The sequence below is a fragment of the Cupriavidus sp. PB-02 genome (assembly GCF_058252315.1).
In genome coordinates this window covers 1,224,239-1,237,836 of sequence record NZ_CM177694.1, presented here as the reverse complement: position 1 = coordinate 1,237,836, position 13,598 = coordinate 1,224,239, and the positions used below count along the sequence as shown (strand labels likewise).

Sequence of the window (13,598 nt, the reverse complement as noted above, 5' to 3'; positions counted from 1 at the left end):
TGGATCAGGCAACGGCCGCCACAGCGGGATCGTTGTGGGACTTTCCGCCTTCGAGGTATGCCGCCCGGACTTCCGGGCTCTGCAGCAGTTCGCGCCCGGTACCGCTCATGACGATGCTGCCCTGCTGAAGCACATAGGCGCGGTGTGCCACGCGCAGTGCCTGGTTGGCGTTCTGTTCGACCAACAGGATCGTCATGCCATGGTCCCGGTTGAGCATCTCGATGATCTCGAAGACCTTCCGGATATAGATCGGCGCAAGACCCAGTGAGGGCTCGTCCATCAGCAGCAGCCGGGGATGGCTCATCAGTGCGCGCGCGATCGCCAGCATCTGTTGCTCGCCGCCCGACAGGGTACCGGCGAGCTGCTGGCTGCGCTGTGACAGGATCGGGAACATGTCGAACATGCGCTGCATATCGGTACCGCGAGTCGCGGGATCGGCGAACGTCGCGCCCATCAGCAGGTTCTCGGTCACGGTCATGCGAGGGAAGACGCGCCTCCCCTCCGGGGAGATCGCAATGCCGCGCCGGGAAATCTCATGCACACCGAGGCCCTGGAGCGAAGCGCCCTGGAACAGTATGCGGCCGCGGGAAACCCGCGGTGCGCCCAGGATACTGGTCATCAGCGTGGATTTTCCCGCGCCGTTGGCACCGATCAGCGTTACCGTCTCGCCCTCGCGGACAGAGAGCGATACGCCCCTCAGCGCGTGGACGTGCCCGTAGTGGGCATGTACATCTTCAATCTGCAGAATCATGCCGCGGCCTCCGTCTCGGTCAGCATCTCCGCGTCGCTTTCCGGTTCACCCAGATACGCGGCCACCACATCGGGATCGTTCTGAACCTGCTCCGGCGAGCCTTCAGCAATCTTCTTGCCAAAGGACAGCACGTGGATATGGTCGGACACGTTCATGACCACGCTCATATCGTGCTCGATCAGCAGGATGCTCAGGCCAGTCTCGCGCGCCAGGCGCGTCAGCAGCGCATTGAGCTCCGCCGACTCGCGCGGGTTCAGGCCCGCCGCTGGTTCATCGAGACAAAGCAGCACCGGGTCGACGCACATGGCGCGCGCAATTTCCACCTTGCGCTGCAGGCCATAGGGCAGTCCGCCCGCGGCCGTATCCGCGCAGTCCTCCAGCTTCAGCGCCTGAAGGCTGCGGTAGGCCTTCTCCATCGCTTCTTCCTGCGCGCGACGGTATCCCGGCAGCCTGAACAGCCCCGCCAGGCTGAAGCGGGACGCCTTCTGCAGTGCGTTGTGCTGGGCCACCACCAGGTTCTCCATCACCGTCATCTTCGGAAACAGGCGGATGTTCTGGAAAGTGCGCACCACGCCCGCCTTGCGCGTCACGTCGTGGCTCGGCATGCATTCCAGGTGCAGGTCTCCGTGCCGGGGATGCATCATCCGGATTGAGCCGGCAGTGGGCTTGTAGAAACCGGTCAGGCAATTGAACAGTGTCGTCTTGCCGGCGCCATTCGGGCCGATCACCGAGGTGATCTGGCCCTCCCCGACCGTCAGCGACAAGCCTTCGATGGCCTTGATGCCACCAAAGCGCATCTCCAGTCTGTCTACAGTGACTAGTGTTCTTCTCATCGGCCGTTCTCCACGACAGGTGCACCGCTTACCGGAATGGCACGGTCCGTGCCTGCCCGCTTGCGCAGGTATTGCTTGAGCGTCAGCGTCGGCTCCCTGACGGACATCAGGCCGCCGGGCCGCCAGACCATGATCAGGACCATGGCCGCCCCGAACAACAGCATCCGATATTCGGCAAAGTCGCGACCAAGCTCCGGCAGGAGCACCAGAACCAGCGCGGCCAGCACAACGCCCAGCTGGCTGCCCATGCCACCCAGGACGACGATGGCGAGCACGGTTGCGCTTTCGCTGAAGGTGAAGCTTTCCGGCGAAATGAAGCCCTGGCGCGCGGCGAAGAAGACGCCGGCGAACCCGCCCAGCATCGCGCCCAGCGCGAACGCCGACAGCTTGACATTGGTGACGTTGATGCCCAGCGCCTTGCAGGCAATTTCGTCTTCCCGCATCGCCTCCCAGGCCCGGCCCACCGGCAGGCGGCGCAGGCGAAGGACCAGCACGTTGCTCAGCAGGGCCAGCGCAAAGATCAGGTAGTACAGGAAGATCACACGATGATCGTTGGAATACTCAAGCCCGAACACGCTGGAGAAGGTCGGCGTATCCGCCGACCTGCTGAACGGCAAGCCGAAGAAGGTCGGCCTCGGAATGGAAGATATGCCGTTGGGGCCCCCGGTGAGATCGGTCCAGTTGAGCAGCACCAGCCGGATGATCTCGCCGAAGCCCAGCGTCACGATCGCCAGGTAGTCGCCGCGCAGCCGCAGCGTGGGGTAGCCCAGCAGGATCCCGAAGATCGCGGCGAACAGCCCGGCCAGCGGCAGGCACGCCCAGAACGAGAGCCCGAAGCCGATCGACAGCAGCGCATAGCTGTAGGCGCCAATGGCGTAGAACGCCACGTAGCCAAGATCGAGCAGGCCGGCGAGGCCCACCACGACATTGAGCCCCCAGCCCAGCATCACATAGATCAGTACCGTGGTCGCAATGTCGACCAGATACCGGTTGCCCGAGAAGACGATCGGCAACGCCACGGCGATCCCGAGCGAGATCCAGCCAAGCGCCCTGGTGAACGCCGGTGGTTCGCGAAGGCGCGGCAATGCAGGCGTCTTCATGGCCTTGCGCAAGCGCAGGCGGTCGATGGCCAGCATTTGCAGCACGCGCGCGGCGAACACCACGCCCACGGCAATGGCCAGCGCGTCCCAGCGGGTCTGGAGTTGCAGCTTGCCACCCGCGTCCACCGTGGTGATGCCGATCAGCGGGATACCCAGCACGATGCCGATCAGGGCCACGCGTACCGCATCCCCCAGCCGCGCGCGCATGCCGCGGAATCCGAAAACATGAAGTGTGCTCATCAGACTTTCTCCACCTCCGGCCGGCCGAGCAGTCCGCAAGGCCGCACCACCAGCACCAGGATCAGGATGGCAAAGGTGGCAACGTCCTTGTACTCCGCCGAAAAATAGCTCCCCCAGAACGACTCGATCAGGCCGATCAGGAGCCCGCCCAGCATTGCCCCCGGGAGCGATCCGATGCCACCGAGGACCGCCGCGGTAAACGCCTTCACACCGACCAGGAAGCCAATGCTGAAATCGACAACGCCGTAGTACAGCGTCACCATGGTCCCTGAGATGGCCGCCAACCCCGCGCCCAGCATGAACGTCAGCGAGATCGTGCGGGCGACGTTGATGCCGAGGAAGCCGGTCATGGTCCGGTCCTGCTCACAGGCCCGCTGTTGCCGGCCAAAGGCGGTGCGCGTGATCAGCCATGTGAAACCGCCCATCAGCAGGAACGTCGTCGCCACGATCAGGATCTGCACGTAGGACAGGTAGACCGCGGATTCGCCGTTGCCCGCCACTTCGATGCCGCCGGTAATCACCGGCGCCAGCGCCTTGACGCGTGCGCCCTGGCTTAGCTGGACGAAGTTCTGCAGGAAGATCGAAACGCCGATCGCCGAGATCAGCGGCGCGAGGCGTGACGCGCCACGCAGCGGGCGGTACGCTACCCGCTCTACCGCCCAGCCATAGGCGGACGTGAACAGGATGGTAAGGAACAGCACCACGACCAGCGTGAGCGGTACCGAAGTCACGCCAAGCGCAGTCATGAGGGTGAATCCTGAAATGGCGATGAAGGCGCTGATCATGAACACTTCGCCGTGCGCAAAGTTGATCATGCCGATGATGCCGTACACCATGGTATAGCCGATGGCGATGAGACCATAGACGGCACCCAGGGTCGCACCATTGATGAACTGCTGTAATGCGAGATACATGAAAGGCTCCAACAACCGCTATCGCAACCCGTGCAGCGCACAACCGCGCGCTGCAATACCCATGCTCAGTGGCAGTGCCGCGCCGTGCGAGGCACTGCCACCACTGCGTCAGTTTGCGTAGCCGTATTGGTTCCCGCTCCACCGGTAGACCACGTAGCCGGGCCTGGTGAGGTCACCCTTGCTGTCGAAGCTGATGGGCCCGACCACCGTCGAGTAGGTGCCGTTGCGCAGCGCCTTCTGGACGGCCTCTGGCTTCACGCTGCGTGCCCGCTCGGCCGCCTGCGCGAATACCTGGATCGTCGCGTACGAATACAGCGTGTAGCCATCGGGCTCGATCTTCGCCTTGCGGAAGCGCTCCACCACGTCCTTGGCTTCGGCATTCTTGCGCGGATCCGGACCAAAGGTGAACATCACGCCGTTCGCCGCGGGGCCCGCGGCAGACAGCAGTTCCGTGTTGGTCAGCGTGTCGCCGCCCATGACGGCGAGCTTGAGCCCGGCTTGCGCCGCCTGGCGCAGGATCAGGCCAAGTTCGGTGTAGTACCCACCATAGGCCAGCACTTCGATGCCGGCAGCCTTCAGCTTGCTCACCAGCACGTTGTAGTCCTTCTCGCCTGCGGTGATCGACTCGCGCAGCGATACCTTGGCCTTCTGGTCGGCGAGGGACTTCGCCACCTCGTCCGCCAGGCCCTTGCCATAGGCACTCTTGTCATCGACCACCGCGATCTTCCTGCCGTTGAAGTTCCTGGCGAGATAGGACGCGGCAACATTGCCCTGCTGGTCATCCCGGCCGGTCACGCGCACGATGTTGGCCAGGCCGCGCTCGGTGACCTTCGGGCTGGTCGAGATGGTCGCCATCGGAATGCCGGCATCGTGGTAGACCTCCGATGCGGGAATGGTCGAGCTCGAACAATAGTGACCGTCCACGAACACCACGCCCTTGTTGACCAGCGTGTTGGCAACGGACACCGCCTGTTTCGGGTCGCAAACGTCGTCGCCAACCACCAGCTTCAGCTTCTGTCCCAGCACGCCCCCCCTGGCATTGATATCTGCAATTGCCTGCTCGGCGCCGGTGCGCATCTGCTCCCCACCCGACGCATACGGGCCAGTCATCGGCCCGGCAACACCAATCAGCAAATCGGCCCAGGCCGAATGGCTCACCCCCAACATCAGTCCGGCCGCGCAAACGCTAACCGACAGCAGCTTCTTGCTCATCTCGTCCCTCACTTGGTACGTTCACTTGCGGATCGCAGGCAACGGTGTGCGCATTGCGTGGATCCTGCCCAGGCGCCTGCTTCGCGGCAGATCGCCAGTTCCGGTGTGCCAATGCCGTGGTTCGACAACGACCTTGGTTGAGCGAAATTCTGCTGGCTATCGCGCGCCGCCGCTTGCATCCAGGCAGAGCACGATTTGCGGCTTTTTGCATAACGATCTGCAGCAGAGCCGCATAGGCAAGGGGTTTCCGCTTAGGGGTATTCACCTAATACGCACAATCATGGATCGCACGGCACAACCACTGTGCGGGGATGGCGCGGTATCGGTGCGAACCCCGGACGATCCTTGCAGCCACAAACAAAAAAGGTGCGCCCATGGACGCACCTTTCGCTGCCGTGTCGCGGGGTTTCAGAACCGCTCTGCCACCGCCTTCATCTGCAGAAACTGCAGCAAGTAGTCAGGACCTCCCGTCTTCGTGTCCGTACCGCTCAGATTGAAGCCGCCGAACGGCTGCACACCCGCCAGCGCGCCGGTGCACTTGCGGTTGAAGTACAGGTTCCCGACATGGAATTCGCGGCGAGCCTGTTCGATCCGGCTCCGGTCGCGCGAATAGAGCGCGCCGGTCAGGCCGTAGACGGTGTTATTGACCGCCTTCAAGCCCTCTTCGAAGTTCGCCACGCGGGTCACCGCCACGAACGGCCCGAAGACTTCCTCCTGGAAGATGCGGGCATCCTGCGCGACATCGCCGAAGATCGTCGGCGCGAAGAAGTAACCGTCCCCCTCCAGCCGCTTGCCGCCGGTCAGCAACTTGCCTTCCCCCTTGCCGATCTCGATGTACTCGGCAACCTTGTCGGCTTGTGCCGCATTGCACACCGGCCCCAGGTCCGGGTTGGTGTCGGCAGCGCCCACACGCAGCTCCTTGGCACGGGCAACGACCTTCTCCACCAGCGCGTCGTAAACCGAATCGACCACGATCAGGCGCGAGCATGCCGAGCACTTCTGGCCGGAGTAGCCGAACGCGCTCTGGATCACGCCCAGGGCGGCCGCGTCCAGGTCCGCGGTCTCGTCCACCAGGATGGCATCCTTGCCGCCGAGTTCCAGGAACACGCGCTTGATCCACTTCTGCCCGTCGCGCAGCCTGGCCGCCGACTCGTGGATCGCGATGCCGGTCTTCAGGCTGCCGGTGAAGTTGATGAAGCGGGTCTTGGGATGGTCGACCAGGTAGGCGCCGATCTCGCTGCCGATGCCGGGCAGGTAGTTGATGACGCCCGGCGGGAAGCCGGCTTCCTCGAAGATCTCGAAGACCTTGGACAGCGACACGATGGTGTCTTCGGCCGGCTTGCAGACCACGGTATTACCGACCACGATGGCGCCCATCAGCATCCCGGTCATCAGCGCCATGGGGAAGTTCCACGGTGCGATGGTGACGCCGACGCCCAGCGGGATGTAGAAGCTCTTGTTTTCTTCCCCGGAATAGGCGTTGAGGTGGCCCACACCATCGACAAAACGCAGGGCCTGCCGGGCATAGTACTCGGTGAAATCGATCATCTCGGCAACTTCGGCGCTGGCCTCGACATAGTTCTTGCCGATCTCCTGGACCAGCCACGCTTCCAGCTCTTGTTTGCGCCCACGCATGATCTGCGCGGCCTTCAGGCACAGCCGCGAGCGGTCTTCCTGGGTCCAGCGCTTCCACCCCTCGAAGGCAGTCCAGGCAGCCTGGATCGCCTGCTCGGCATGGTCGACACCCGCCTTGCTGGTGTGCCCGACAACTTCGCCGGGCCGCGAAGGATTGGTCGAGGTGAGCTTCGCCGCCGTCTCGATCTTCTTACCATCGATGATCAGCGGGTAGGTCTTGCCGATTTGCGCACGGACCTTGTCGAGCGCGCTGCGCATGGCATTGAGTGATGCTTCGGTGGTGTAAGTATCGAAAGGTTCGCTCTGAAAGGGGATGACGTTCACGTTGGGGTTCTCCGCGTTCAACCAGTAGGCCCGAGCCGGCGGGCGTTGCCGTCCGCGCATCGGAATCGTGCACATCTCGCGCTGCAGCCACGCTGCGACGCCGGATGCGTTGCCCGGGATTTTGTGGTGCGTGGCGCCGCGCGTCTTGCATGGCGGCCTGCCTAAAGCAGCGGATTACTGCACAACGGGAATGGTCGGGCGCGCGCCCTGCCCGCTGGCCCGAGCGGGTAACGAATGGCGGAAACCGCGTGATAACATCGCGCTACCCACGCCGCAGCCGCCCCCTACGACAATCATGCTCGACACCAAGAACCTATTGCACGGGATCGACCTGGTACTGGATCTGGCGCTGATGGAGCAGGTATTCGACCGGCTTCCCAACGTCCTTTTCTACGTCAAGGACAAGGAGGCGCGCTACCTGATGGTGAATGCCACCCTGGTCGAGCGCAGCGCCCTGGTCAGCAAGGAAGACGTCATCGGCAAGACGGCAGACGAGCTGTTCGAGGTCACTGGTTCGAGCACGCTGATGCAGGACCTGAGCGTCATCCGCAGCGGCGAGCCGATCACCGATGTGCTGCGCCTGTTTTTCTCGGCCGATGGGCACCGGCAATGGTGCCTGAGTTCGAAGTTTCCGGTCAGGGATGCGGAGGGCCAAATCGCCGGCCTGCTGGGCATCTCGCGCATCCTGCCCCGCCCGGACGAGAAGCACGCCAGCTACAAGCGCCTGCTGCAGTTCCTCAAGCGCCTGGAAGAGCCGGCGCAACCGAACCTGCGCATCAGTGAGATCGCCCGCGAAGTACAGTTGTCACTGGATACCCTGGAGCGGCTTTGCCGCGAGGTGTTCGGGCTGACGCCGAAGCAGATCATGATGCGCATGCGGCTGGACCGCGCCTGCCGCCTGCTGGAGACGACGGATGCCAGCATCACCGACATTGCCGCCGAATGCGGCTATGCGGACCACAGCGCGTTCTCGCGGCAGTTCAAGGCAGCAACCCTGTGTACGCCCCAGCAATACCGTGGGGCGCATCGTACGTCTTAGCTGCGTCCGCATGCCCCGCGCGAGCGCTGAATCAGTCTTCCCCGTCCACGTGGCACAAGATCCGGTGTGCCAGGCGCAAATGGGGCCGGTCGATCATGGCGTTGCCGAGCCTTGCCACGCCCGAGGCGCCGACCCTGGAGAAGGCGTCGACGACATGCCGGGCCCAGCGCACCTCTTCCTCTTGCGGCATGAAGGCCTGATTGATGGCGTCGATATGTGAAGGATGGGCGGCGGCCTTTGCGGTAAAGCCGTCGCGCTTCGCCTGCGCGGCTTCCTGCCCGATCTGCGCGGGATCTGTCAGGCTGGTGCTGACCGCGTCGATGGCATCGATGCCGGCCTGGGCGGCCGCCATCAGGCACATCGTGCGTGCCACGGAGAATGGCGCGGTGAGTTCCTTGCCGATATGCGACGAGAAAGCGCCCAGGTCGGCGGCAAGATCGTCCACGCCCCACATCAGCGCCCGCAGCCGCATCGGCGCATTGCGATAGGACGAGAGGCCGAAGACGCCTTCGGACGATTCCGTCGCCATGGCGATGATGGCGACCTCCCAGTTGTCGGGCAACAGTGCGCACTCAAAGGCTGCGAGGAAGTCACAGAGCCGGTGTACATCGTCGACGCTCCGGCACTTCGGCAGCACGATCGCGTTTGGCCGGTGCGGGATCACGGCGGCAAGGTCGCGCAGGATATGGCCTGACGCCAGCCCGTTGACGCGCACCAGCAAGGCCGGCTCCATCGACGCGCGGTTCTGCTCCAGGAACGACACCAGCTTGCGCCGCGCATCCTCCTTGCCATGCTCCGGCACGGCGTCCTCGAGATCGAACACCAGGCCGTCCGCCCCCGACTTCAGCGATGCCGCCAGCTTGCGGTCGCTGTCCGCGGGAACGAAAAGAAGGGAGCGCAGGCGCTGTGGCAGGTTGTCGTGCATGGTCGCTGGTCTCCGGAAGCCGATTTGGCTAGTGGCGGCCAGGCATCACGGGCCTGGCATGCTGCCAACAATGCCAGCGATCGCGCGACCAGGCAAACCGGGTTTTCCGAAAGCAGGTTTCGCCAACGGCGAATGGGTCGAAGCCGGGCGCCGGTGTCGGTCCGGCCCCATCCCTTATGGATCGGGTGAACGGCGCAGCCCAACACTTCATACCGTCCGCGGCGCCGCTGACATCACGCCAGCCCTCTCCCCATGCAGAATGCTGCGCCTGCGCCCGGCAGGCACGATCGTTGCGGATTCTCGGTACGAGCGCCCCCGCTCTCTAACCCCTGGAGAACCACCATGACCACCCTGATCATCCGCGACCTGCCCAGCCGCACCCTCGACACCACCGCAATGTCCGCAATCCATGGTGGAATCTACCGGACGCCGCAACAAATTCTGGCGTGGCAAGTCACCCATCTGCCCGCCACGCCGGACGGCCGTGTGCTAGGCCCCGATGGCCAACTGCACGTGCCCTCGATCTGACGGCCCAACGTCCACCGCCATCAGCACGCTCAATACCTTGAACACCACCGACCGCTCCCCGACCGCCAGCCCGAAGCGGTCGGCGCCGTGTGCCGAGTGAGACGGCCAGCGGTTGCAAGACGAAGCTTTCGCGTCCAGTGTCAGGTAATCGATACCACACACGTCCCGCCGCTTCACCCGGCTCTTGTCCTTGTATCGACGCTTCTACTCGTCAGGCCGGACGTTCGCACTACCGATATTCCGCGAAGTCATTATGCAGATGCCGCACATGACAAAACTGTCGATGTGCCAGAAGTGATGAGGGTTTCCACCGATCTATATTTGAACGACAAATTTTGTTTCAGCCGGGGGCGACTACCACCTGAAGGGAGGTGGGAAATGAGCAAGAAACTGTTAGTACTGGGGGCGACGACGGTCGCGTTGTGCGCCGGGGCGGCATGGGCTGGGACTACCGGTCCACGCGACGTTTACACAGATGGCGCCATGGTGAGGACGCCAGATCCATACAGTGATGGGGCAAAGACAAGCAAGTTCGATGTCTACACGGACGGTGCCAGAATCTCGGACAGGCGTGACGCCTTCTCCGACGGCGCAAGGATCGATAAGCGTGACACCTTTACCGATGGCGCAAGGACTATCGATAAGCGTGACACGTTTACCGATGGCGCTTGATGGCATACCAGGCCGATCAAGCATGATCGCGCAGCATCGAGGCCAAGGCACTGCCTTGGCTTCTTCTTTTTCATCGGCAGCATCCGTGCTGTTCGGGCCCTAGGCCAGCCCCACTGTCATACCCGCATTCCATCCTTCCCAATCGGCGGCACTCGCCCGCCCGGCGTTGACCGGTGACAGCGCTGGTGGCGCTGTCATTCGCCTGTCATCACGCCCGGAAACAATACGCGGCGATACAGGGCGCAGATATTCCTCTCAGCCAAGCGACGGCCTGACGCCGCGCACCAGTGGAATGTTTTGGACGCCCGCCTTTTTCCATCCGAAATGAAAACGTTTTCATTCTGGCCAGCCTTGACCGGGCACAGTGGAGCGCAGCGGCAATGACTGGGAGGCATAGTCCCGATGGCAAGGCGAGATCCGGCGGCGGTCCGACGCTGGCAGACGTCGCGGACGCCGCGCGTGTTTCGCTGGCGACGGCCTCCCGCGTCTTCAGCCATCCCGCCATGGTGCGCGACAGCACCGCGCAGCGCGTGCATGACGCCGCGCGCAGGCTGGACTTCCGCCCGAACCTGCTCGGCAGCAAGCTGCGCGCCCAGCAGACGCGGATGATCGGCGTGATGCTGCCGACGATGGACAACGCGGTGTTCGCCGAGTGCTGGCGTGGCATCGAGGAGGCCGCGCTGGCCGCGGGCTACTCGCTGATGCTGGTCACCAGCGGCTACGACCCGATGCGAGAGCGCGAGCGGATCGAGTACCTGCTGCGCCATCGCGTGGACGGCATGGTCCTGACGGTGGCGGACGCCGCGCACAGCGCGGTGCTGGACCAGCTCGACGCCGAGGGCGTGCCCTACGTGCTGGCCTACAACCAGGCGGGCCCGCGCAGCCGCAGGCATTCGGTTTCCGTGGACAACCGCGGCAGCGCCTGCAACGGGGTGGAGGCGCTGATCGCCGCCGGGCACCGGCGCATCGTCGTGGTGTCCGGCGCGTTCGTTGCCTCGGACCGCGCGCGCCAGCGCTATGCTGGCTACCAGGACGCGATGCGTGCACACGGCTTGGCGCCGTTGCCCGTGCTGTCCCTGCCCTCGCATACCGCCAGCAACGCTGCACAGATCCGCGCGCTGATCGACGAAGACGATGCCCCCACCGCCTTCTTCTGCACCAACGACCTGCTGGCCATCGGCGCGATCTCGGATCTGCGGCGGCTGGGTCTGCGCGTGCCCGCCGATGTCTCCGTGCTCGGCTACGACGGGATCGCGCTCGGCAGCGTGATGGAGCCCCCGCTGGCGACCGTGGTGCAACCCAATACCGACATCGGCGCGCGCGCCGTCGCCCACTTGCTGGCGTGGCTGCATGCGCCAACCGGCGAAGCGCCAGCCGCCGCGCGCGTGACCCTGCTGCCGCATGCACTGCGCGTGAGCGGAAGCATCGCCGCGCCGCCGGCCGTTCCGTTCACCGTGACCTGACATCTTTCCACCGACCGTTGCCACCAAGGAGCCTTTCATGCAACCGTTCTCGTCCTGGCGCCGTCCGCTGCGCCGGCTCACCCTGATGCTTGCCGCAGCCGCGTTCAGCCACGGCGCCTTCGCGCAGACCGCAATCTGCTACAACTGCCCGCCCGAGTGGGCCGACTGGGCCACGCAGATCCGCGCCATCAAGGACAAGACCGGCGTCACCGTGCCGCTGGACAACAAGAACTCAGGCCAATCGCTCGCGCAACTCGTGGCGGAGAAAGCGAGCCCCGTGGCGGACGTGGTCTACTACGGCGTGACCTTCGGCATCCAGGCAAAGAAGGACGGCGTGACCGCCCCGTACAAGCCGGCGCACTGGAACGAGATCCCGGACGGCCTGAAGGATCCGCAGGGCAACTGGTTTGCGATCCACTCCGGCACGCTCGGCTTCATGGTCAATGTGGACGCGTTGCGCGGCAAGCCCGTGCCGCAGTCCTGGGCCGACCTGCAGAAGCCTGAGTACAAGGGCCTGATCGGCTACCTGGATCCCGCCAGCGCATTCATCGGCTATGTCGGCGCCGTCGCCATCAACCAGGCGCTGGGCGGCTCGCTGGATAACTTCGGCCCGGCCTTCAAGTTCTTCAAGGACCTGCAGAAGAACCAGCCGATCGTACCGAAGCAGACCGCCTACGCGCGCGTGCTGTCCGGCGAAATCCCCATCCTGCTCGACTACGACTTCAACGCGTACCGCGCCCGCTACAAGGACCATGCCAACGTGGCGTTCGTGATCCCGAAGGAAGGCACGGTCGTGGTCCCCTACGTGATGAGCCTGGTCAACAAGGCGCCGCACGAGGCCGAGGGCCGCAAGGTGCTCGACTTCGTGCTGTCCGACGCAGGCCAGGCGCTGTGGGCCAATGCCTACCTGCGCCCCGTACGAAGCGCCGGCATCTCGAAGGAAGTGCAGGCGCGCTTCCTGCCGGCTGCCGAGTATGCGCGCGCAAAGCCCGTCGACTTCTCCCGCATGGCCGAGGTGCAGAAGGCCTTCAGCGAGCAATACCTGAAGGAAGTCCGCTGAAGCCGCCGCCGGCCCCAGCCCGCCGGTCCCCTTGCGTCCCCGCCGCTGCGGGGACGCACGCCACCGCACGGTCCCTGCCATGACAAAGCGAAATCTTCTCCTGTTCGGCTTCGCGCTGCCCGCGCTGGTCGTCTTCCTCACGTTCTTCTGCCTGCCGATGGCGCGGCTCCTCGCTGTCAGCGTCGACGGCCCGCAGGGCGCCGGCGTGTACTGGACCGTGCTGACGAGTCCGCGCTACCTGCACAGCCTGGCGGTCACGGTGCTGCTGTCCGGCGCCGTCACGCTGGCGACGCTCGTCATCGCCGGGATCGCCGGCACCTTCCTGCAGCGCAACGCCGTGCCGGGCAAGTCCGCGCTGGTCGCGGTGCTGACGTTCCCGCTCGCGTTCCCGGGCGTGGTGATCGGCTTCATGGTCATCATGCTCGGCGGCCGCAACGGCCTGTCGGCGATGCTCGGCGACTGGCTCGCGGGCGAGCGCTGGACTTTTGCCTATGGCCTGGCCGGCCTCTTCGTGGGCTACCTGTACTTCTCGATTCCGCGCGTGATCCTGACGGTGATGGCCGCGGTCGAGAAGCTCGACGCCTCGCTCGAGGAAGCCGCCCGCTCGCTCGGTGCGAGCCCATGGCGCGTGGTGTGCGACGTGATGCTGCCCGCGCTGATGCCGGCGCTGCTGTCCAGCGGCGCGATCTGCTTCGCGTCCAGCATGGGCGCCTTCGGCACCGCCTTCACGCTGGCGACGCAGCTTGATGTGCTGCCGCTGACGATCTACAACGAATTCACCAACTACGCCAATTTCGGCATGGCCGCCGCGCTCTCGATCCTGCTGGGCGCAGTGACGTGGGCGCTGCTGGCCGTCGCACGCTGGTTCTCCGGCGATGCCGTCGCCGCCACCGCGTAGGAGA

At 64.6% G+C, this 13,598-nt stretch carries 13 protein-coding genes; 6 read left to right on the top strand and 7 right to left on the bottom strand.

Going from position 1 to position 13,598, the window contains the following annotated elements; genetic code table 11:
- Window positions 1-4 precede the first annotated feature (4 nt).
- The 6 genes from AC10V3_RS05910 to pruA form a co-directional block, all read right to left on the bottom strand.
- The gene (locus AC10V3_RS05910) at window positions 5-748 is read right to left on the bottom strand and encodes an ABC transporter ATP-binding protein (protein WP_349609637.1); all 744 of its coding nucleotides are present in this window, start codon (window positions 746-748) and stop codon (window positions 5-7) included.
- Window positions 748-1,584 (bottom strand): ABC transporter ATP-binding protein, encoded by an 837-nt coding sequence (locus AC10V3_RS05905; protein ID WP_490923270.1) that lies wholly within the window; start codon window positions 1,582-1,584, stop codon window positions 748-750. The genes AC10V3_RS05910 and AC10V3_RS05905 overlap by 1 nt, the downstream gene beginning before the upstream one ends.
- A complete protein-coding gene (gene livM / locus AC10V3_RS05900) occupies window positions 1,581-2,924 on the bottom strand; it encodes a high-affinity branched-chain amino acid ABC transporter permease LivM (RefSeq protein WP_490923269.1) in 1,344 nt (447 codons plus the stop codon). Before livM ends, AC10V3_RS05905 begins: the two co-directional genes overlap by 4 nt.
- A complete protein-coding gene (locus tag AC10V3_RS05895; RefSeq protein ID WP_490923267.1) occupies window positions 2,924-3,850 on the bottom strand; it encodes a branched-chain amino acid ABC transporter permease in 927 nt (308 codons plus the stop codon). The genes livM and AC10V3_RS05895 overlap by 1 nt, the downstream gene beginning before the upstream one ends.
- A 96-nt stretch (window positions 3,851-3,946) precedes the next feature.
- Window positions 3,947-5,050 carry a branched-chain amino acid ABC transporter substrate-binding protein gene (locus tag AC10V3_RS05890; protein ID WP_490923266.1) on the bottom strand — a complete coding sequence of 368 codons (1,104 nt, stop codon included), beginning with the start codon at window positions 5,048-5,050 and terminating at the stop codon, window positions 3,947-3,949.
- Between the two features lie 408 nt (window positions 5,051-5,458).
- A complete protein-coding gene (gene pruA / locus AC10V3_RS05885) occupies window positions 5,459-7,009 on the bottom strand; it encodes an L-glutamate gamma-semialdehyde dehydrogenase (RefSeq protein ID WP_490923265.1) in 1,551 nt (516 codons plus the stop codon).
- A gap of 67 nt (window positions 7,010-7,076) precedes the next feature.
- Here pruA and AC10V3_RS05880 point away from each other — a divergent pair, with 67 nt between their 5' ends.
- Window positions 7,077-8,048 carry an AraC family transcriptional regulator gene (locus AC10V3_RS05880; protein WP_349609383.1) on the top strand — a complete coding sequence of 324 codons (972 nt, stop codon included), beginning with the start codon at window positions 7,077-7,079 and terminating at the stop codon, window positions 8,046-8,048.
- Between the two features lie 31 nt (window positions 8,049-8,079).
- Here the strand turns inward: AC10V3_RS05880 and AC10V3_RS05875 are convergent, their stop codons facing one another.
- A complete protein-coding gene (locus AC10V3_RS05875) occupies window positions 8,080-8,973 on the bottom strand; it encodes an HpcH/HpaI aldolase/citrate lyase family protein (protein ID WP_022534248.1) in 894 nt (297 codons plus the stop codon).
- A 342-nt stretch (window positions 8,974-9,315) separates the two neighbouring features.
- Between AC10V3_RS05875 and AC10V3_RS05870 the strand changes: the two genes are divergently transcribed.
- The 5 genes from AC10V3_RS05870 (at window position 9,316) to AC10V3_RS05850 (ending at window position 13,594) form a co-directional block, all read left to right on the top strand.
- Window positions 9,316-9,501, top strand: coding sequence for a hypothetical protein (locus AC10V3_RS05870; RefSeq protein WP_022534247.1), 186 nt, complete (start codon window positions 9,316-9,318; stop codon window positions 9,499-9,501).
- Window positions 9,502-9,879: 378 nt separating this feature from the next.
- Window positions 9,880-10,173, top strand: coding sequence for a hypothetical protein (locus AC10V3_RS05865; RefSeq protein ID WP_022534246.1), 294 nt, complete (start codon window positions 9,880-9,882; stop codon window positions 10,171-10,173).
- Between the two features lie 380 nt (window positions 10,174-10,553).
- Window positions 10,554-11,636 carry a LacI family DNA-binding transcriptional regulator gene (locus AC10V3_RS05860; protein WP_490923263.1) on the top strand — a complete coding sequence of 361 codons (1,083 nt, stop codon included), beginning with the start codon at window positions 10,554-10,556 and terminating at the stop codon, window positions 11,634-11,636.
- Between the two features lie 37 nt (window positions 11,637-11,673).
- Window positions 11,674-12,696 (top strand): ABC transporter substrate-binding protein, encoded by a 1,023-nt coding sequence (locus tag AC10V3_RS05855; protein WP_490923262.1) that lies wholly within the window; start codon window positions 11,674-11,676, stop codon window positions 12,694-12,696.
- 79 nt (window positions 12,697-12,775) lie between these two features.
- Window positions 12,776-13,594, top strand: coding sequence for an ABC transporter permease subunit (locus AC10V3_RS05850; RefSeq protein ID WP_490923260.1), 819 nt, complete (start codon window positions 12,776-12,778; stop codon window positions 13,592-13,594).
- Window positions 13,595-13,598: the final 4 nt, after the last annotated feature.